The sequence below is a fragment of the Qipengyuania sp. HL-TH1 genome (assembly GCF_036365825.1).
Taxonomy (GTDB): Bacteria; Pseudomonadota; Alphaproteobacteria; order Sphingomonadales; family Sphingomonadaceae; genus Qipengyuania; species Qipengyuania profunda.
In genome coordinates this window covers 2,910,535-2,929,089 of sequence record NZ_CP142675.1, presented here as the reverse complement: position 1 = coordinate 2,929,089, position 18,555 = coordinate 2,910,535, and the positions used below count along the sequence as shown (strand labels likewise).

The 18,555-nt window shown below is 65.1% G+C and carries 20 protein-coding genes and 1 tRNA gene; 16 read left to right on the top strand and 5 right to left on the bottom strand.

Going from position 1 to position 18,555, the window contains the following annotated elements:
• Window positions 1–54 precede the first annotated feature (54 nt).
• Window positions 55–951, top strand: coding sequence for an SDR family oxidoreductase (locus tag VWN43_RS14945; protein WP_320181192.1), 897 nt, complete (start codon window positions 55–57; stop codon window positions 949–951).
• Between the two features lie 63 nt (window positions 952–1,014).
• Here VWN43_RS14945 and VWN43_RS14940 read toward each other — a convergent pair.
• Window positions 1,015–1,089: transfer RNA gene (locus VWN43_RS14940), tRNA-Thr, on the bottom strand.
• Window positions 1,090–1,201: 112 nt separating this feature from the next.
• Here VWN43_RS14940 and VWN43_RS14935 point away from each other — a divergent pair.
• The 11 genes from VWN43_RS14935 (at window position 1,202) to VWN43_RS14890 (ending at window position 10,117) form a co-directional block, all read left to right on the top strand.
• Window positions 1,202–1,345 (top strand): hypothetical protein, encoded by a 144-nt coding sequence (locus VWN43_RS14935; protein WP_253520741.1) that lies wholly within the window; start codon window positions 1,202–1,204, stop codon window positions 1,343–1,345.
• Window positions 1,346–1,382: 37 nt separating this feature from the next.
• Window positions 1,383–2,069 carry a 2,3-diphosphoglycerate-dependent phosphoglycerate mutase gene (gene gpmA, locus VWN43_RS14930; RefSeq protein WP_320181193.1) on the top strand — a complete coding sequence of 229 codons (687 nt, stop codon included), beginning with the start codon at window positions 1,383–1,385 and terminating at the stop codon, window positions 2,067–2,069.
• A gap of 1 nt (window position 2,070) precedes the next feature.
• A complete protein-coding gene (purE, locus tag VWN43_RS14925; RefSeq protein ID WP_320181194.1) occupies window positions 2,071–2,565 on the top strand; it encodes a 5-(carboxyamino)imidazole ribonucleotide mutase in 495 nt (164 codons plus the stop codon).
• Entirely contained in the window at window positions 2,565–3,620 is a 1,056-nt protein-coding gene (locus VWN43_RS14920) for a 5-(carboxyamino)imidazole ribonucleotide synthase (RefSeq protein WP_320181195.1), read from the top strand. The genes purE and VWN43_RS14920 overlap by 1 nt, the downstream gene beginning before the upstream one ends.
• Complete coding sequence (locus VWN43_RS14915) at window positions 3,617–4,096, top strand: dihydrofolate reductase (RefSeq protein ID WP_320181196.1); 480 nt, start codon at window positions 3,617–3,619, stop codon at window positions 4,094–4,096. Before VWN43_RS14920 ends, VWN43_RS14915 begins: the two co-directional genes overlap by 4 nt.
• Window positions 4,093–5,274: a dipeptidase gene (locus VWN43_RS14910; RefSeq protein WP_320181197.1), complete on the top strand. Its 1,182-nt coding sequence runs from the start codon at window positions 4,093–4,095 to the stop codon at window positions 5,272–5,274. Before VWN43_RS14915 ends, VWN43_RS14910 begins: the two co-directional genes overlap by 4 nt.
• On the top strand, window positions 5,271–6,197 hold the full coding sequence (locus tag VWN43_RS14905) for a bifunctional riboflavin kinase/FAD synthetase (RefSeq protein ID WP_320181198.1): 927 nt from the start codon (window positions 5,271–5,273) through the stop codon (window positions 6,195–6,197). Before VWN43_RS14910 ends, VWN43_RS14905 begins: the two co-directional genes overlap by 4 nt.
• A gap of 135 nt (window positions 6,198–6,332) precedes the next feature.
• On the top strand, window positions 6,333–9,026 hold the full coding sequence (gene ileS / locus VWN43_RS14900) for an isoleucine--tRNA ligase (protein WP_420493555.1): 2,694 nt from the start codon (window positions 6,333–6,335) through the stop codon (window positions 9,024–9,026).
• The gene (locus VWN43_RS16360; RefSeq protein WP_420493554.1) at window positions 8,935–9,162 is read left to right on the top strand and encodes a zinc finger domain-containing protein; all 228 of its coding nucleotides are present in this window, start codon (window positions 8,935–8,937) and stop codon (window positions 9,160–9,162) included. The genes ileS and VWN43_RS16360 overlap by 92 nt, the downstream gene beginning before the upstream one ends.
• Window positions 9,159–9,707: a signal peptidase II gene (lspA, locus tag VWN43_RS14895; protein WP_320181200.1), complete on the top strand. Its 549-nt coding sequence runs from the start codon at window positions 9,159–9,161 to the stop codon at window positions 9,705–9,707. The genes VWN43_RS16360 and lspA overlap by 4 nt, the downstream gene beginning before the upstream one ends.
• A complete protein-coding gene (locus VWN43_RS14890; protein ID WP_253520765.1) occupies window positions 9,707–10,117 on the top strand; it encodes a DUF3035 domain-containing protein in 411 nt (136 codons plus the stop codon). The genes lspA and VWN43_RS14890 overlap by 1 nt, the downstream gene beginning before the upstream one ends.
• Window positions 10,118–10,370: 253 nt before the next feature.
• Here the strand turns inward: VWN43_RS14890 and VWN43_RS14885 are convergent, their stop codons facing one another.
• Entirely contained in the window at window positions 10,371–11,675 is a 1,305-nt protein-coding gene (locus VWN43_RS14885) for a hemolysin family protein (RefSeq protein WP_320181201.1), read from the bottom strand.
• 184 nt (window positions 11,676–11,859) lie between these two features.
• Between VWN43_RS14885 and VWN43_RS14880 the strand changes: the two genes are divergently transcribed.
• Window positions 11,860–12,555: a YiaD family glycine zipper/OmpA-like lipoprotein gene (locus VWN43_RS14880; RefSeq protein WP_320181202.1), complete on the top strand. Its 696-nt coding sequence runs from the start codon at window positions 11,860–11,862 to the stop codon at window positions 12,553–12,555.
• 61 nt (window positions 12,556–12,616) lie between these two features.
• Here the strand turns inward: VWN43_RS14880 and VWN43_RS14875 are convergent, their stop codons facing one another.
• Window positions 12,617–13,393, bottom strand: a complete 777-nt coding sequence (locus tag VWN43_RS14875; protein ID WP_253520775.1) for a 3'(2'),5'-bisphosphate nucleotidase CysQ — start codon at window positions 13,391–13,393, stop codon at window positions 12,617–12,619.
• Between the two features lie 117 nt (window positions 13,394–13,510).
• Here VWN43_RS14875 and sucC point away from each other — a divergent pair, with 117 nt between their 5' ends.
• On the top strand, window positions 13,511–14,710 hold the full coding sequence (gene sucC / locus VWN43_RS14870; protein WP_253520778.1) for an ADP-forming succinate--CoA ligase subunit beta: 1,200 nt from the start codon (window positions 13,511–13,513) through the stop codon (window positions 14,708–14,710).
• Window positions 14,711–14,781: 71 nt separating this feature from the next.
• Here sucC and VWN43_RS14865 read toward each other — a convergent pair whose 3' ends face one another.
• Window positions 14,782–15,291 (bottom strand): DUF6265 family protein, encoded by a 510-nt coding sequence (locus VWN43_RS14865; RefSeq protein WP_320181203.1) that lies wholly within the window; start codon window positions 15,289–15,291, stop codon window positions 14,782–14,784.
• Window positions 15,292–15,491: 200 nt separating this feature from the next.
• Between VWN43_RS14865 and VWN43_RS14860 the strand changes: the two genes are divergently transcribed.
• Window positions 15,492–16,238, top strand: a complete 747-nt coding sequence (locus VWN43_RS14860) for an electron transfer flavoprotein subunit beta/FixA family protein (protein WP_320181204.1) — start codon at window positions 15,492–15,494, stop codon at window positions 16,236–16,238.
• A gap of 29 nt (window positions 16,239–16,267) precedes the next feature.
• Window positions 16,268–17,197, top strand: coding sequence for an electron transfer flavoprotein subunit alpha/FixB family protein (locus VWN43_RS14855; protein WP_253520787.1), 930 nt, complete (start codon window positions 16,268–16,270; stop codon window positions 17,195–17,197).
• Window positions 17,198–17,297: 100 nt separating this feature from the next.
• Here the strand turns inward: VWN43_RS14855 and VWN43_RS14850 are convergent, their stop codons facing one another.
• The gene (locus VWN43_RS14850; RefSeq protein ID WP_320182152.1) at window positions 17,298–18,509 is read right to left on the bottom strand and encodes a DUF445 domain-containing protein; all 1,212 of its coding nucleotides are present in this window, start codon (window positions 18,507–18,509) and stop codon (window positions 17,298–17,300) included.
• Window positions 18,510–18,555: the final 46 nt, after the last annotated feature.

Below are 18,555 nucleotides of genomic sequence, written 5' to 3'. Positions count from 1 at the left end.
AATCTAGTTTCGCCGCCGACCTGCGCTATGCCTCACGCCAACAGGGAGAGGGTAATGGATATTTCGCAACTGATGTTTCGCGACGGGCTGATGGAGGGCGAGCGCATTCTCGTCACCGGGGGCGGGACCGGGCTGGGCCGCGTCATGGCCGAGGCCTTCCTCAAGCTGGGCGCCGAGGTGCACATCTGCGGACGCCGCCAGGGCAAGCTCGATGAAACCGCGGCGGAGCTGACCGGGCGCCACGCCGGCACGCTGGTCGGCCATGCCTGCGATATCCGCGATCCCGACGCGATCCATGCCATGGTCGATGCGATCTGGGAGCACGGACCGCTGACCGGCGTGGTCAACAATGCCGCAGGCAATTTCATCAGCCGGACCGAAGACCTCTCGGTGAACGGATTCAATGCGATCAGCGATATCGTCTTTCGCGGCAGCTTCTATGTCACGCTCGATATCGGCAAGCGGCTGATCGAGGAGGGGCGCCGCGCGAACTTCCTCTCCATCCTCACCACCTGGGTATGGAATGGCGGCCCGTTCGTGGTGCCGAGCGCGATGAGCAAGGCGGGGCTCAATGTGATGACGCAGAGCCTCGCGGTCGAATGGGGCCGTCACGGCCTGCGTTTCAATGCCATCGCGCCGGGGCTGTTCCCCACCGACGGGATGAGCGCGCGGCTGTCGCCCGGTGGTCGCGGCGGCAATTCGCAGGACGATATGAACCCGATGGGCCGCCATGGCGAAATGCACGAGCTGGCCAATCTGGCGGTGTTCCTGATGGGGCCCGGTGCGGAATGGATCAATGGCGAGACGATTGCCATCGACGGTGCCGGCTACAAGGCGCACGGCGGCAGTTTCTACGGCGCACTCAAGGACATGGGCGACGAGCAATGGAGCGCGATGCGCGAGATGATCAAGGGGACCAATGCGCAGGACAAGTCCGAACGCACGACCTAGCGCGTCCCGCTTTCCAAGCGGGGCGAACAGCCCGCAACCGGGAAACCATTTCTCTGTGAAAAATGGTGCTGCTGGGGAGGATTGAACTCCCGGCCTCACCCTTACCAAGGGTGCGCTCTACCACTGAGCTACAGCAGCACATGGTGCCCGCGAACGGCGTCGCGGAGTGGAGGCGCGCGCTATTGGCAGAGACGCGGGAGAAGTCAACCTTAGGTTGCTTATCGCGCGCGTTTTGCCGAAGAGTTGCGCCATGGCCGCTGAAAAAGACGAAATGACCCGCGAGGAGCGCCTTGCCGCGAAACTTCGCGAGAACCTGCGCCGCCGCAAAGCGCAGGGCCGCGAAATGCGCGAATCGGACGCGCACCCCCTTTCCAAGGACGATGCGGGCAGCTAACGCGCCTTGCTCCTAGGGGAATTACGGGAGCCTCCCAGTGTCCAAGCTGATCCTCGTCCGTCACGGGCAAAGCGAGTGGAACCTCGCCAACCGCTTCACCGGCTGGTGGGATGTCGATCTGACCGAAAAGGGCGAGGTCGAGGCGCGCGAAGCGGGTGAACTGATGAAGGCCAGGGGCGTCCTGCCCACACTTGCTTTCACCAGCGTCCAGAAGCGCGCGATCAAGACGCTCAATATCGCGCTCGAAGCCTGCGACCGGCTGTGGATCCCGGTGACGCGCGACTGGCATCTCAACGAGCGCCATTATGGCGGGCTGACCGGCCTCAACAAGCAGGAAACGCGCGAGCGTCATGGCGACGAGCAGGTGCATATCTGGCGCCGCAGCTTCGACGTGCCGCCGCCCGAGCTCGAGCCGGGGAGTACCTTCGACCTGGCGGACGACCCGCGCTACGCCGGGATCGACGTCCCGCGTACCGAAAGCCTCAAGCTCACCATCGAACGCGTGCTGCCCTATTGGGAAGAAGCGATCCTGCCGCAGCTCGGCAAGGGCGAGACGGTGATCATTTCCGCGCACGGCAATTCGCTGCGCGCGCTGGTCAAGCACCTGTCGAACATCTCGGACGACGAGATTACCGGGCTCGAGATTCCCACCGGTCAGCCGATCATCTACGAATTCGACGGCACGCAAGTGGCGGGCGAACGCTATTATCTGAAGGATAGCTGAGATGACGGCTGCGGGAAACGCCAAGGTCGCGGTCGTGATGGGCAGCCAGTCGGATTGGGAGACCATGACCTGCGCCGCCGAAGTGCTCGGCGAGCTCGGGGTCGCCGCCGATGTGCGCATCGTCTCCGCGCATCGCACGCCCGACCGGATGTATGATTTCGCCAAGGGCGCGGCTGCCGCGGGCTTCGAGGTGATCATCGCGGGGGCCGGCGGTGCAGCGCACCTCCCCGGCATGATTGCCGCGCTCACGCATGTGCCCGTGCTCGGCGTACCGGTGAAGTCGAAGGCGCTGTCGGGCGAGGACAGCCTGCTGTCGATCGTCCAGATGCCCGCCGGGGTGCCGGTTGGCACGCTAGCCATCGGCAAGGCGGGGGCGACCAATGCCGGCCTGCTCGCCGCGGCGATCCTTGCCACGCACGATACCGCGCTGGCGCAGCGACTGCAGGACTGGCGCGCTGCACGCAGTGCCGCCGTGACCGAGCGTCCCGTCGATTGATGCTGGGGCGCGGCGGTACGATCGGGATCCTCGGGGGCGGCCAGCTTGGCCGGATGATGGCCATGAGCGCGGCGCAGTTGGGCTATCGCTGCATTGCTTACGCTCCCGAAGGCGACAATGTGGTGAGCCAGGTGTGCGACGATGTGTTCCACAACAAGTGGGACGACAACGCGGCGCTCGCCGCCTTCGCCGCGCAATGCGATGTGGTGACCTGGGAATTCGAGAACGTCCCCGTCCCGACCGCGCAGGCCATGCCCGCCGGCCGTATCTTCCCCCATCCCCGCGCGCTCGAGACCGCGCAGGACCGGTTGGCGGAAAAGCGCTTCGTCGAGGATCTCGGCGGACGGCCCGCGGCGTATGCGCGGGTCGATTCGCGCGCCGATCTCGAAGCCGCGGTCGATCGGCTGGGGGTGCCCGGCATCCTCAAGACGCGGCGCGATGGCTATGACGGCAAGGGCCAGTGGCGGATCGGTTCGGACCGCGATGTCGCGGGGCTGAGCCTGCCCGAGACGCCGCTGGTGTACGAGGCCTTCGTCGAGTTCGAAGCCGAGTTCTCGGTGATCCTCGTGCGCGCGCAGGATGGCGCGATCCGCTTCTGGGATTCGCCGCGCAACAGCCACGAGAACGGGGTGCTCGCTACCTCGACGCTGCCCGCGGGCGAACCGATCGAGGCGCAGGTCGAGGCGGCGCGCGACCTCGCCCGGCAGGTTGCCGATGCGCTTGACTATGTCGGCGTGCTGACGCTCGAATTCTTCGCCACGCGCAATGGACCGGTGTTCAACGAGATGGCCCCGCGGGTCCACAATTCGGGGCACTGGACGATCGAGGGCGCGATCACCAGCCAGTTCGAGAACCATGTCCGCGCGGTCGCGGGACTGCCGCTGGGCGACACTGCGACGGCCGCGAAATCGGTCACCATGATCAATATCGTGGGCAAGGACATAAAGGGGGCACACGGCCACCTGGACACCCCCGACACGCACCTGCACGATTATGGCAAGGCCCAGGTGCGCGCCGGGCGCAAGATGGGCCATGTGACCCGGCTCGAACGGTGAGCCTGTTCCTGATCTATGCCCGCGCCGCCAATGGCTGCATCGGCCGCGACGGCGCGCTGCCGTGGCACCTGCCCGCCGACCTCAAGCGCTTCAAGGCGCTGACCATGGGCAAGCCGATGATCATGGGCCGCAAGACCTTCGAAAGCCTGCCCGGCCTGCTGCCCGGGCGCCGCCATATCGTGCTGACCCGGCGCGAGCGCTGGGATTCGACCGGCGCCGAGGTCGTGCGGTCGGTCGAGGAGGCGCTGGCGCTGGCGGACAGCGACGACGTCGCGGTGATCGGCGGGGCAGCGATCTTCGATGTGTTTGCCGCGCATGCCGACCGGATCGAATTGACCGAAATCCACGCCGATTTCGCAGGCGACACTTTCATGCCCGCGCCCGGCCCGGGATGGGAAATGGTTGGCCGCGAGGACTTCGGGGGCACGGACGGACACCCCGCCTACAGCTTCGTCACGCTGGAACGCGCGGCATGAAGCGCAAGCTGCTTCTCGGCCTGGCCGGCGTGGTTGTCCTCGCACTGGCAGCTTTCTTCACCTTCGCCCCCGGCGTGGTCGAGCGGGGGATGAACGAGGTCGATGGCGAGCCGCTGATCGAAGTGTCGGACGAGGCCAAGGCTCTCCACGCAACGCTAGACATCGTCGATCTGCATTCGGATACCCTCCTGTGGAAGCGCGACCTGCTCGAACGTGCGGGGCGCGGGCATGTCGACGTGCCTCGTTTACGCGAAGGCAATGTCGCGCTGCAGGTCTTCTCGAGCGTGACCAAGACCCCCAAGGACCAGAATTACGACGCCAATAGTGCCGATAGCGACAACATCACCCTGCTCGCCATCGCGCAGCTCCAGCCGGTGCGCACATGGGGAAGCCTGCTCGAACGCTCGCTCTGGCATGCACAGAAGCTGGAGACGGCAATCGAGACCGGCCGCGACGAGATTTACCAGGTGTGGAATCCGGACGACATCCGCAGGCTCCTCGACCGCCGTGCCAGTGGACGCAAGCCGGTCGGCGCGCTGTTCAGCGCCGAAGGGCTGCAAAGCCTCGAGGGCGATCCCGACAATCTCGACAAGCTCTATGCCGCGGGGATGCGCATGGCGGGCCTCACCCATTTCTTCGACAACGAACTCGCCGGATCGATGCACGGGCTCGACAAGGGCGGCCTCACGCCGATGGGCCGCGAGGTGGTCGGCCGGATGGAGCGCATGGGGATGATCGTCGACATCGCGCATTGCAGCCACGAATGCGTTGCCGATGTACTGGCGATGGCAAAGCGCCCGGTCGTGTCGAGCCATGGCGGGGTGCAGGCGACCTGCAAGGTCAATCGCAATTTGACCGATGCGGAGCTCCGCGGCGTCGCGAAGACCGGCGGCGTGGTGGGGATTGGCTATTGGGACGGGGCGGTCTGTGACACCAGTCCGCGCTCGGCGGCGCAGGCGATGAAGCATGTCCGTGACCTCGTCGGGATCGAGCATGTCGCGCTGGGAAGCGATTACGACGGGGCCACGACAGTGCGGTTCGACACCGCGCACTTGCTTCAGGTGACGCAGGCGCTGCTCGACGAGGGTTTTAGCGAAGATGAAATCCGCGCCGCAATGGGCGGCAATGCACTGCGGGTCATCCGCGCCGGGCTGGTTCCACTGGAGAGTGCGGGATGAGGTTTCTCGACCATCGGGAGCAGCTGCCCGAAAGCCTGCGCGGCGCTATCGTCGCACTGGGCAATTTCGACGGCTTCCACCTCGGCCACCAGGCGGTGGCGGGCGAGGCGATTCGCTGGGCGCGCGAAGAAGGCCGCCCTTCGATCATCGCGACCTTCGATCCGCATCCGGTGCGCCATTTCAAGCCCGATGCCGAACCCTTCCGCCTGACCACGCTCGAACAGCGGCAGGAACTCTATCTCGCCGCTGGCGCCACCGCGATGCTGGTGTTCCATTTCGATGGCGCGCTGGCGGGCACGACGGCGGAGGATTTCGTCCATAAGCTGCTCGGCGAGCATCTCGGCGTAGCGGGCGTGGTCACCGGCGAGGATTTCACTTTCGGCAAGGCGCGCGGCGGCAATTTCGACAAGCTCGTCAGCCTTGGCAAGGACAGCGGGATCGAAGCGCGCGCAGTGCCCCCGGTGATGGACGAAGGTACGCCCGTATCCTCAAGCCGCGTGCGCGATGCCCTGCGCAATGGCGACCCGCAGGAAGCCGCGCGGCTGCTGACCCGCCCCTTCGCGATCCGCGGCGTGGTGCAGCATGGCGACAAGCGCGGGCGCGAGATTGGCTATCCCACCGCCAACCTGCCGGTCGAACACTATCTGCGCCCCAAATACGGTATCTACGCGGTAACGGGCCGCGTGCTCGCCACCGGTCAGGAACTGAAGGGCGCGGCCAATATCGGCGTGCGCCCGCAATTCGACCCGCCCAAGGAATTGCTCGAGCCCTATTTCTTCGACTTCTCCGGCGATCTCTACGGGCAGGAGATCGAGGTGGCCTTCCACCATTTCCTGCGCGGCGAGGGCAAGTTCGACAGCCTCGATGCGCTGATCGCGCAGATAGATAACGATTGCGAAGAGGCTAGGCGCCTGCTGGCGTAGCCCGTCACCCCCGCGCAGGCAGGGGTCCAGCTGATCTCACCCTTACGCACTCCGCAAGCTTATCTGGGCCCCTGCCTGCGCAGGGGCGACGAAAGTCTTTATCGCGGGGCGGGTTTGGCCTAACGGCTCGCCTATATGTCCGAAAAGCGCGATTACAGAGACACGGTCTTCCTGCCCAAGACCGATTTCCCCATGAAGGCCGGCCTCCCTGCAAAGGAGCCGAAGATTGCCGCGCGCTGGGAAGAGGAGGGGCTCTACCGCCAGCTGCGCGAGGCGCGCGCCGGCCGCGAGACCTTCGTGCTGCACGACGGCCCGCCCTACGCCAATGGCGACATGCATATCGGGCACGCGCTCAATCACACGCTCAAGGACATGGTCTGCCGCACGCAGAACCTGATGGGCAAGGACGCGCCCTACGTGCCCGGCTGGGACTGCCACGGCCTGCCGATCGAATGGAAGGTCGAGGAACAGTACCGCAAGAAGAAGCTCGACAAGAAAGCGGTCCCGCCGGCCGAATTCCGCGCCGAATGCCGCGCCTACGCCAAGAAATGGGTCGATGTGCAGCGCGAGCAATTGAAGCGGCTCGGCATCATGGGCGACTGGGACAATCCCTACCTGACCATGCAGTTCGACAGCGAGGCGACGATCGTCGCCGAACTGATGAAATTCGCCGAGGCGGGCAATCTCTATCGCGGCTCGAAGCCGGTGATGTGGAGCCCGGTGGAAGAAACCGCGCTGGCCGAGGCCGAGGTCGAATATGAGGACATCACCTCGACCCAGATCGACGTGGCCTTCGAGATCACCGAATCAGCAATTCCGGAACTGGTCGGCGCACATGCGGTGATCTGGACGACCACGCCGTGGACGATCCCGGTCAACCAGGCTTTGGCCTATGGGCCGGATGTTGAGTATGTTGTCGTTCACTACGGGGACAAGCGCTATCTTGTCGCGGAAGATCTTTGCTACGCGCTCTCTCTTCGCACGGGCGCCAATGAGAATGGTACCGGCGCGCCTGAGAGCGCCGCGGAAACCGTAACAATCTACAAAGGCTCCGACCTAGCCGGAACCATGGTTCGCCATCCGATGCATCACCTCGGCGGATTTTACGCGACGCCGCGCCCCATGCTCTCAGGCGATTTCGTCACAACCGATTCAGGCACCGGGCTCGTCCACATGTCGCCCGACCATGGCGAGGACGACTTCCTGCTGTGCCGCGCCAATGGGCTCGAGCCGGTCTTCGCGGTCATGGCCGACGGGCGCTATCGCGATGACTGGGAATGGCTCGGCGCTGGCGATCTGGACGAGAACGGCAAGGAACGCCGCCGCAGCGTCATCAACAAGCCGTTCAATTCGCCCGAAGGCCCGATCTGCAGCGATTTGCGCGAAGCGGGCGCGCTGCTCTCGGCCAGCGACGACTACCAGCATTCCTATCCGCATAGCTGGCGCTCGAAAGCCAAGGTGATCTATCGCTGCACGCCGCAGTGGTTCGTGCCGATGGACAAGGAACTGGGCGGCGGCGGCACGCTGCGCAGCCGTGCCATGTCCGAGATCGAACGCGTCCGCTTCATCCCCGAAAAGGGCCGCCGCCGGATCGGTTCGATGGTCGAAGGCCGTCCCGACTGGGTGCTGTCGCGCCAGCGCGCCTGGGGCGTGCCGATAACGCTGTTCGTGAAGAACGGCACGGGCGAATATCTGCAGGACCCCGAAGTGAACGCGCGCGTCATCGCCGCAGTGCGCGAAGACGGCGTCGATGCCTGGGACGAGAGCCGCAAGGCCGAATTCCTCGGCGAGGCCTACAATCCCGACGATTACGAAATGGTCGCCGACATTCTCGATGTGTGGTTCGATTCGGGCTGTACGCATGCCTTCACGCTCGAAAGCGGGCGCTGGCCGGCATTGAAATGGCCCGCCGACCTTTATCTGGAGGGCAGCGACCAGCATCGCGGCTGGTTCCAGTCCTCGCTGCTGGAGAGCTGCGCCACGCGCGGCCGCGCGCCGTACGACCAGGTGCTGACGCACGGCTTCACCATGGCCAGCGACGGGCGCAAGATGTCGAAGAGCCTCGGCAACACGATCGATCCGCTCAAGGTCATGGAACAATACGGCGCGGACATCATCCGGCTGTGGGCGCTCAGCGTCGATTCGACCGAGGACCACCGCATCGGCGACGAGATCCTCAAGGGCGCGGGCGACCAGTACCGCAAACTGCGCAATACCTTCCGCTATCTGCTCGGCGCGCTCGACGGCTTTGTCGGCGATATGGGCGATGTCGGCGAAGTGCCCGAACTCGAGGTCTATATCCTCGCGCTGCTGGCCGATCTCGATGGCAAGCTGCGCCACGCGGCAGAGAATTACGACTTCAACGCCTATACGCGGTTGCTGGTCGATTTCTGTAACGAGGATTTGTCGGCCTTCTACTTCGATATCCGCAAGGACGTGCTCTATTGCGACGGGCCGGGCAGCGTGAAGCGCAACGCCTATCGCACAGTGCTCGACCTGCTGTTCCACGCGCTGGTCCGCTATGCCGCGCCGGTGCTGGTGTTCACGGCAGAGGAGGTGTGGTCGACGCGCTACCCCGACGGCGGCAGCGTCCACCTCCTCGAATGGCCGCAGGTGCCGGGTGTGATCGCCGAAGGCGCACGCTGGGAGAAGCTGCGCGAACTGCGCGAGAACGTGATGGAAGCGATCGAGCCGCTGCGGGCGCGACAAGGTCATCCGCTCGGGCCTCGAAGCCGATGTGGTGGTTCCCGCTGCGGCCGTGCCCGAAGGCTTCAGCGATGCCGACCTCGCCGAATTGTTCATCACCGCGTCAGTCACGCGCGGCGATAGCGATGCGGTGACGGTGACGCGGACAGACGAAAACAAGTGCGGGCGCTGCTGGCGCCTGCTGCCCAGCGTCGGGGAAGACGGCGATTTGTGCGACCGCTGCGAAAGCGCGGTCGCCGAGCTGGATGCCGTGCAATGACCCCGGTGCTGAAGAACCGCCTGATCGGCTGTGTGATCGCGCTGCTGATCTTCGCTTCCGACCAGTGGAGCAAGAATTTCGTCACCAAAACGCTCGGCATCGACCGGGTTGGCGAGGCGATGGAACTGCTGCCGATTTTCGACCTGCGTTTCACGCGCAATTTCGGCGTCTCGCTCGGCATGTTCGAGGCGACCTCGCCCGAAATGCGCTGGGGCCTGGTGCTGGTGACCGCAGTGATCGCGCTGGTGGTGACCGCGTGGATGCTACGCGAGAAACTGCTGGGCGATATCTTCGCGCTGTCGCTGATCCTCGGCGGCGCGCTGGGCAATATCAAGGACCGCTACGAACTGGGCTATGTCGTCGATTTCGCCGATCTGCATTTCGGCGATTTCCGCCCCTTCCTGATTTTCAATGTCGCCGATGCGGCTATCACCATCGGCGTGGTCATCGTCCTTGCACGCGCCTTCCTCATGCGCGACAAGGACGACCAAGAGGTCGATGGCCTCATGAACACCAAGGCGGCCGACGCCGCGGAGAGCAAGTGATGAGTAAATTCGCCCGTATCGCCCTGATCGCCGGCCTTGGTGCCATGACCGCAGCGTGCGGTGGTGGCGGCCTGCTCAACCGCGACCGGCCCGACGAGTTTGCCGTGCAGCGCCAGGCACCGCTGGTGGTGCCGCCCGATTTCAACCTCGTGCCGCCGCAGCCCGGCGCCCCGCGCCCGTCCGAAGGCAGCGCCGCATCGCAGACGCTCGAAGCGCTGTTCGGTGGCCCGCAGGCGCGTAGCAGCGTCGAAACCAGCATGCTCGAACGCGCCGGAGCAGCCGCTCCGGGCATCCGCAGTGCGGTTGGCGATCCCGGCACGGCAACGGTCGCCAAGGGCAGCGTGACCCGCGACATCATCGCCGCGCCCGAAGGCGACGGCGCCAGCGCCGCGGCGGTTATCCCGGGTTAGTTTTTGTGTTTCGCACCGACATCCGTCGGTGCATCCTCGGGGCTATTCCTTCGCTTTGCTCCGGGCCCCTGTGGGCGGGCGGTCGCCCTTGCCTCGCCTTCGGCTCGGTTCCCATCGCTACCATGCCTGAATAGCGTAAGTCCCGTCCGCGACCAGCGGACGGCAAGGCCGACCGGCCGCCCGCAGCGGGCGCAGCTTGCTGCGCATCTAGCGAGGACGCACCGAGAGATGTCGGTGCGAACAGCAAAAAAAACTAAACTTCGCTCGCTTCGCTGCTCACCAGCAATTTGTCGATCCGCCGGCCATCCATGTCGATCACTTCGAAACGCCAGCTCTGGTCGGTGAAATAGTCGCCTTCGCCCGGCAGCCGCTTGAGCACGTGCAGCGCATAGCCTGCCGCAGTGCCGAACTCGCGATCGTCGCCATATTCGATGCCTAGCCGGTCGGCGAGCACATCGGCCGAAAGCGAGCCCGACACCAGCAGACTTCCATCGGAGCGTTCGGTAATGCCTGGCGAATCGCCAGGGTCCTGGTCGCTGGCGAAATCGCCCACCAGCGCGGTGAGCAGATCGACCGGCGTTATGATCCCGTCGAGATGGCCGTATTCGTCATGCACCATCGCCAGCGCGACTTCGGCCTGCTGCAACACGCGCAAGGCATCGACTGCATCGAGCTGGTCGGGCACGACCTCGGCCTTGATCATCAGATCGGCAACATTGACCGGCTGGTTGGCGATGAGCCGCGACAGGATATCGCGCACCTTGACCACGCCCAGCACCCGGTCGGGCGACCCTTCGGCCACGGGCAGCAGCGAGTGCGGGCTGGCGTCGAGCACCGCGCGCACTGCCGCCTCGTCCGCAGCGATATCGATCCAGTCGACCTCGGTGCGCGGCGTCATCAGCTCGCGCACCGGGCGTTGCGCCAGCCGCACGACGCCCTGCAGCATCTGGTGCTGTTCATGCTCGATCACCCCGCTGCGCGTGGCTTCGGCAAACAGCATGTGCAGTTCTTCGGCGGTAACCGCGCTCTGGCCCGCGGGCCGCACGCCAAGCAGGCGGATAAGCAGACCCGACGATGCATCGAGCAGCCACACAAGCGGCGCAGCGACCTTGGCCAGCACCGCCATCGGCCGCGCCATATAGATTGCGATCGGCACAGCTGCGCGTAGCGCGACCTGCTTGGGCACCAGCTCGCCGACTACCAGGCTGAGATAGGTCGTGAGGGCGATGACGGTCGCGAACCCCGCCTGGGGCGCCCAACTGGCGGGCACGCCGAGCAGCACCAGCCGCTCGCTCACCGGCCCGCCAAGGCTGGCCCCCGAATAGGCACCGGCAATGATCCCGATGAGCGTAATCCCGATCTGTACGGTCGAAAGGAACTTGCCCGGCTCCGCCGCCAGCGTGAGCGCGATCTGCGCTCCGCGAGTGCCCTGATGCGCAGCGGACCGCAGGCGCGCGGTGCGCGCCGAGACGATGGCGAGTTCGCTCATGGCGAAAACGCCATTGAGCACGATCAGCCCCGCGATGATCAGCAGGTCGGTCCAGGGAAAAGGTGTCACCCGCGCGTCGCTAGCACAAAAGCCCTGCGCTGCCAGCCTCGGATGACTTATCTTCCGCGCGAATGGAACTGGCGGGTCGCTGGAAGGTTGGATGAACAGTGACGCGGGTTGGGCGCGTCCGGTATCACTCGCCCGGCAGCGATCCCGGACAGGGCCACCTGCCACCTCAGAGGAGGAGAATTACATGAACAAATCGCGCATTCTTACCGCCAGCCTGGCCGCCGTGTCCCTGATGACCGTGTCGGCCTGTGTCACCGATCCCAATACCGGCGAGCAGAAAATCTCGCGCACCGTGCTCGGCACGGCCGGCGGTGCTGTCGTCGGCGGATTGCTCGGCGGCGTCATCGGCGGCAAGACCGGACGCATTGTCGGCGCAGCAGCGGGCGGTGTCGCCGGCGGCGTGGTCGGCTACAAGATGGACCAGCAGGTCAAGGAACTGAAGGAACAGACCGCCGGCTCGGGTGTCGACGTGACCGAAACCGATGGCGGCGAGGCGATCCTCGTCAACCTGCCCGACGGCGTGACCTTCGCCACCGGCAGCTACACCATCTCGCCGGGCTTCCGCGATCTGCTCGACCGCGTGGCCAGCAGCCTGACGCAATATCCCAACAGCCTGGTCGACGTTTACGGTCACACCGATACCGTCGGTTCGGCCGAATCGAACCAGCGCCTGTCCGAACAGCGCGCGCAGGCCGTCGCCAATTACCTCACCTCGCGCGGGGTCAGCTCCTCGCGCCTGCGCTGGATGGGCTTTGGCGAAACCCGGCTGAAGGTGGCAACCGCCGACAACGTCAACCAGCCGCTCAACCGCCGCGTTGAAATCAAGATCATCCCCTTCGACCAGCAGGACGTCGAAGCCGCCCAGTCCCAGGGGATGTAAGGCCCCCGGGCCCTTTGGAAGATCGCACGAACTGGGGGCCGGTTTCTGACCGGCCCCTTTTTCATGTCTGCGTGTCGAGTCGCTGTGCCAGCCGCGCGACCGCTGCGGTGTGGATGTCGGGCGCGCTGACCAGCACCCCGAAGGCGCGCGGATCGCGCTTGTTGTAATCGAGCTTGTTGCCATAGGCATCGCTCACCGCCGCGCCCGCTTCGCGCGCGATCATGCCCGCTGCGGCGATATCCCATTCGAATCCCCAGCGCACCGTTGCCACCAGATCGGCCTCGTCGGCAGCGACCATGGCGATGCGCAGCGCGATAGAATTGGGCTGGTCGACGGTGACCAGATCGGTGTCGGTCTTGGGCAAGGCATGCGCCGGAACCCGCGACCCCGCGAATTCGCGCCGCATCGAAGCCGAGAGCGGCTGCCCGTTGCGGAACGCGCCCTGCCCCGCGACTGCCTGCCAGGTCTCGCCGCGTGCAGGGGCGCAGAGCGTCCCGATCAGCGGGCGCCCGCCGCTGATAAGCGCGACCGATACCGCCCAGCCGGGGCGTCCGCGGATGAAGTCGCGCGTCCCGTCGACCGGATCGACCAGCCAGATCAGATCGTGCTCGAGGCGTGCCGGATCATCGGCCGTTTCCTCCGACAGCCAGCCCGCCGACGGCAACAGCGCGCCAAGTTCGCGCTTGAGAAAGGCATCGACCGCAAGATCGGCCTCGCATACCGGATCGCCGGGCTTTTTCTCCCATGCATCCAGAGCGTTGCCCGCTCCCGGCCACAGGTCGTAGGCGATCCTCCCGGCTTCGGAGACGATGGATTCGAGGCGTTGGCTGTCGATCATGTGCGTGTGACGCGGCCCTGCACCCGAATGCGGGCCTTTTCAAGCGCGCCCAGACATGCTTATGGCCGCTGCGACTCCCATTACCCCACGCGCATCACGCGAAGGACGACGCACTCCATGAACATTCACGAATACCAGGCCAAGGAACTGCTCGCTAAATACGGGATCGGCATCCCCGCCGGCCATGCCGCGCTGACCGTCGAGGAAGCGGTCGCCGGTGCCAAGCAGCTGCCCGGACCGCTCTATGTCGTGAAGGCGCAGATCCATGCCGGTGGTCGCGGCAAGGGCAAGTTCAAGGAACTCGGCCCCGATGCCAAGGGCGGTGTCCGCCTGTCGACCAGCATCGAGGATGTCGAAGCCAACGCCAGGGACATGCTCGGCAATACGCTGGTGACCGTGCAGACCGGTGATGCGGGCAAGCAGGTCAACCGCCTCTATGTCACCGACGGCGTCGACATTGCCGAAGAATACTATCTCTCGATGCTGGTCGATCGCGCCACTGGCCGCGTTGCCATGATCGTGTCGACCGAAGGCGGGATGGATATCGAGGAAGTCGCGCATTCGACGCCCGAGAAGATCACCACCATCACCATCGACCCGGCGCAGGGCTTCATGCCGCATCACGGCCGCGCAGTGGCCTTCGCGCTGAAGCTGACGGGCGATCTCAACAAGCAGGCGCAGAAGCTGTCCAAGCAGCTTTACACCGCCTTCATGGATCTCGATTGCGAAATGCTCGAGATCAATCCGCTGGTCGAGACCAAGGACGGCAACCTCCTCGTGCTCGACACCAAGATGAGCTTCGACGGCAATGCGCTGTTCCGGCACAAGGACGTGGAAGCGCTGCGCGACGAGACCGAGGAAGACCCTGCCGAAGTCGAGGCGAGCGAATACGACCTCGCCTACATCAAGCTCGACGGCAACATTGGCTGCATGGTCAATGGCGCGGGCCTCGCCATGGCGACGATGGACATCATCAAGCTCAACGGCGCCTTCCCCGCCAACTTCCTCGACGTGGGCGGCGGCGCCACCACCGAGAAGGTCACCGCGGCGTTCAAGATCATCCTCAAGGACCCGGCGGTCGAGGGCATCCTCGTCAACATCTTCGGCGGCATCATGAAGTGCGACGTCATCGCCAATGGCATCGTCCAGGCAGCGAAGGACGTGAACCTCTCGGTTCCGCTGGTCGTGCGCCTCGAAGGCACCAATGTCGCGGAAGGCAAGTCCATCCTCGAGAATTCGGGCCTGCCGATCGTCAGCGCCGACGATCTGGGCGATGCCGCGAAGAAGATCGTTGCCGAGGTCAAGAAGGCGGCCTGATCGCTTCGACCGCTGCCGCGTAAGGTTTAGGAGGGCGGGCCCGGCAGGGTCCGCCCTTCGCATTTCCGGCGTCAGCGGTTGCGCCGGAAGCGGAACACCAGCTCTTCGACCGCGTCGCCCTCGCTCTTCATGCGGACGGCGACCACCAACCCGTCGTCGCCATCGCAGCGATAGGTGAGCGCGCTGAAATAGGCGGCGCAATCCTCCACTGCGACCAGGCGGAAGCGCAGCATATCGTCCTTTTCCTCCCATCCGGTGAGGTCGGGATTGAAATGCTTGAGCCTGACGACGAGCGAGCCGTCCTCCTCTGCCAGGTACATGTGCTCGGTGAACATGACCTCGCCCTCGCCGGTTTCCTGGACGAAGGTCCCCACCATCGTCCCACCGCTCGGCGGCAGCCAACTTTCATGCGCGACGGCACCGGCGATACCCTCGCCCGACCAGTGACCGACCAGCCAGTCGAGCTGTTCGATTGCTGCTGGCGGAGGGACATGGTCCGCCGAGGCCAGCCGGGTTTCCTCGGCGGCGAGGGGTGCTGCGGCCAGCCCCGCCGCGGCCGCGAAAATCGTCCAGACGCGCATTGCCTTCCTCCCGTCGAGAACGGCGAAACTAATCCCGCCGCCACCCATAGTAAAGATGAAGGCCGGCGCCGCTTGACCCATACCGCGCATAGCGCGAGGGATTACGGTAAGCGTCGCATTCACCGCACCCCGCTTACTTGACGTTTACGTAAACGCGAGATAGGCGGGCGCCACAGATTCTATCGAGAGGAAGGTATCGCATGAAAATCCTCGTCCCCGTGAAACGGGTGATCGATTACAACGTCAAGCCGCGCGTCAAGGCCGACGGCTCGGGCGTCGACCTCGCCAACGTCAAGATGAGCATGAACCCCTTCGACGAAATCGCCGTCGAGGAAGCCATCCGCATCAAGGAAGCGGGCAAGGCCGAAGAAATCGTGGTCGTCAGCGTCGGTCCTGCCAAGGCGCAGGAAACGCTGCGCACTGCGCTCGCCATGGGCGCCGACCGCGCGATCCTGGTCGAAACCGATGACGAGGTCGAACCGCTCGCCGTCGCCAAGATCCTCCAGGCGATCGCCAAGGAAGAAGAACCCGGCATCGTGATGCTCGGCAAGCAGGCGATCGACGACGATTCGAACCAGACCGGCCAGATGCTCGCCGCGCTGATGGGCCGTCCGCAGGGCACCTTCGCCAATACGGTCGAGGTCGAGGGCGACAGCGTCACGGTAAAGCGTGAAGTCGATGGCGGTCTGCAGACGGTCAAGCTGACCATGCCCGCGATCGTCACCACCGACCTGCGCCTCAACGAGCCGCGTTATGCCTCGCTGCCCAACATCATGAAGGCGAAGAAGAAGCCGCTCGATACCAAGAGCCCGGCGGATTACGGCGTCGATACCGCGCCGCGCCTGACCACGACCAATGTTTCCGAACCGCCGGTCCGCCAGGCGGGCGAAAAGGTCGAAGACGTCGATGCACTCGTCGCCAAGATCAAGGCCCTCGGGATCGCCTGAGCCCGCCCGGACACGAAAGGAATAGACACATGAAAACTCTCGTCTGGGTCGAACACGATAACGCCCATGTCGCAGACGCCACGCTGGCCGCGGTAACCGCCGCGGGCAAGCTCGGCGAAGTCCACCTGCTGGTTGCCGGTGCGGGTTGCCGCGCGGTGGCCGAGGAAGCTGCCAAGATCGCCGGCGTGGGCAAGGTCCACCTGGCGGACGACGCGGCGTACGAACATGCGCTGGCCGAGAACGTGGCCCCGCTGGTGGCCGATCTGATGGGCCATCACGATGCCTTTGTCGCGCCTTCCACCACGACCGGCAAGAACGTCGCTCCGCGCGTCGCCGCACTGCTCGACGTGATGCAGATTTCGGACATTCTCTCGGTCGAAGGCGACAAGACCTTCACTCGCCCGATCTATGCCGGCAACGCGATTGCGACGGTCGAATCGTCCGACGCCAAGCTGGTCGTTACCGTGCGCGGTACGGCCTTCGAGAAGGCCGCTGCCGAAGGCGGCTCGGCCGAGATCGAGGACGTCTCGGGCCCGACCGATGCAGGCATCTCGACCTTCGTCAGCGAGGAAATCGCCGAAAGCGATCGCCCCGAACTGACCAGCGCCAAGGTCATCGTCTCGGGCGGCCGGGCGCTGAAGGATTCGGAAACCTTCGAACAGGTCATCACCCCGCTCGCCGACAAGCTCGGCGCCGGGATCGGCGCGAGCCGCGCAGCCGTCGATGCGGGCTATGTCCCCAACGACTACCAGGTCGGCCAGACCGGCAAGATCGTCGCACCCGAAGTCTATATTGCTATCGGCATCTCGGGCGCGATCCAGCACCTTGCTGGCATGAAGGATTCCAAGACCATCATCGCAATCAACAAGGACGAGGACGCCCCGATCTTCCAGGTCGCGGACATCGGCCTCGTCGGCGATCTGTTCAAGATCGTCCCGGAGCTGACCGAAAAGCTCTGATTGCCTGGCTAAGCCCAAGGTTTGACCCTCTCGCCGAGCGATCGGCGGGAGGGTTTTTCATTACCGGGTCGCCGTGCTGGCCGCGCGGCATATCCGCCAGCTAGATCACGTAAATGTCGAGCGCGTGGATCGTCAGCCCCACCAATCCGCCCACTAGTGTCCCGTTGATGCGGATGAACTGGAGGTCGCGGCCCACCGCGCTTTCGACGCGGTCGGTAATCGTCTGGGCATCCCAGCGGCGCACGGTTTCCGAAACAAGCTGCACGATCTGATCGCCATAGCGCGTCGCAACACCCACCGCCGTGCGGCGTGCGAAGCGGTTGACCTGGCGTTGCAGCCGCGCGTCGTCGCGTAGCGCGGAGCCGAGTTCGGCAAGCGTTTCACCCAGATAACCAGTGCCGCCGCCGTCGTTGCTGCGGATCGACTGGATGAGGTTCGCGCGCAGCCGTTCCCAGACGCCCTGCCACCAATCGCCAATCGCCGGATTGTCGAGCAGCTCGCGCTTCATCCGCTCGACCCGCTGCTGCATTTCGGGATCCTCGCGCAGGCCGAGGGCAAGCTCCTGCAGCCCCTCTTCGATCTTCGCCCGCAGCGGATGGTCGGGGTCGACCAGCACTTCGGCGAGCAGCTTGTACAGCCCGTCGAGCACCGAATTGGCGAGGCGTTCGTCGAGACCCGTAAAGCGCAGCACCGCATTGGCGCGCTTGTGGACCATGTCACGCACCATCGCTTCATTGTCTTCGAGCACCAGCCCCGCCCAGCGGATGATCTTGTCGATCAGCGGCTTATGGCGGCTATCGGCGATCATCGCATCGAGCATGCCGCCGAGCAGCGGGGCGATTTCCAGCTTGCCCAGCTGGGTCTTGATCCCGCTGCGCACCTGCGTGCCCAGCCGGTCGGGATCGAGCGATTCGAGCACTTCGATCGCCAGCTCGCCCGCGCCCGCGCGGATCCGCGAATCCTTGGTCACCTTGGGATCGGCTAGATAGCTGCCGACCGCATGCGCGAGGTTCATCGCGCCCATTCGCCGCCCGACCACTGCCGGGGTGAGGAAATTCTCGCGCAGGAAGCCCGCCATCGTGTCGGCGATGCGGTCCTTGTTCTCGGGAATGATCGCCGTGTGCGGGATCGGCAGGCCGAGCGGATGGCGGAACAGCGCGGTGACCGCGAACCAATCGGCCAGCCCGCCGACCATCGCCGCCTCGGCGAAGGCATGCAGATAGCCCCAGGCGGGATGAAACTCGAGATAGCGCCCCGACCACAGGAACAGTGCCGCCATCAGCACGATCAACCCGGTCGCCGTCCGCCGCATCATGCGCGCGCGGTCGGGCGGGATCGGGGGACCGGCGTTGCGCAGC

Bases quoted from the DNA above. Each gene is read 5' to 3' on its own strand.
- ileS (WP_420493555.1), top strand. From the start codon at position 6,333: ATGTCCGAAAAGCGCGATTACAGAGACACGGTCTTCCTGCCCAAGACC.
- VWN43_RS14860 (WP_320181204.1), top strand. From the start codon at position 15,492: ATGAAAATCCTCGTCCCCGTGAAACGGGTGATCGATTACAACGTCAAG.
- lspA (WP_320181200.1), top strand. From the start codon at position 9,159: ATGACCCCGGTGCTGAAGAACCGCCTGATCGGCTGTGTGATCGCGCTG.
- VWN43_RS14855 (WP_253520787.1), top strand. From the start codon at position 16,268: ATGAAAACTCTCGTCTGGGTCGAACACGATAACGCCCATGTCGCAGAC.
- VWN43_RS14865 (WP_320181203.1), bottom strand. From the start codon at position 15,291: ATGCGCGTCTGGACGATTTTCGCGGCCGCGGCGGGGCTGGCCGCAGCA.
- VWN43_RS14875 (WP_253520775.1), bottom strand. From the start codon at position 13,393: ATGATCGACAGCCAACGCCTCGAATCCATCGTCTCCGAAGCCGGGAGG.
- VWN43_RS14850 (WP_320182152.1), bottom strand. From the start codon at position 18,509: ATGCGGCGGACGGCGACCGGGTTGATCGTGCTGATGGCGGCACTGTTC.
- VWN43_RS14920 (WP_320181195.1), top strand. From the start codon at position 2,565: ATGCTGGGGCGCGGCGGTACGATCGGGATCCTCGGGGGCGGCCAGCTT.
- VWN43_RS14935 (WP_253520741.1), top strand. From the start codon at position 1,202: ATGGCCGCTGAAAAAGACGAAATGACCCGCGAGGAGCGCCTTGCCGCG.
- VWN43_RS14880 (WP_320181202.1), top strand. From the start codon at position 11,860: ATGAACAAATCGCGCATTCTTACCGCCAGCCTGGCCGCCGTGTCCCTG.
- VWN43_RS14890 (WP_253520765.1), top strand. From the start codon at position 9,707: ATGAGTAAATTCGCCCGTATCGCCCTGATCGCCGGCCTTGGTGCCATG.
- VWN43_RS14945 (WP_320181192.1), top strand. From the start codon at position 55: ATGGATATTTCGCAACTGATGTTTCGCGACGGGCTGATGGAGGGCGAG.
- VWN43_RS14905 (WP_320181198.1), top strand. From the start codon at position 5,271: ATGAGGTTTCTCGACCATCGGGAGCAGCTGCCCGAAAGCCTGCGCGGC.
- VWN43_RS14910 (WP_320181197.1), top strand. From the start codon at position 4,093: ATGAAGCGCAAGCTGCTTCTCGGCCTGGCCGGCGTGGTTGTCCTCGCA.
- purE (WP_320181194.1), top strand. From the start codon at position 2,071: ATGACGGCTGCGGGAAACGCCAAGGTCGCGGTCGTGATGGGCAGCCAG.
- sucC (WP_253520778.1), top strand. From the start codon at position 13,511: ATGAACATTCACGAATACCAGGCCAAGGAACTGCTCGCTAAATACGGG.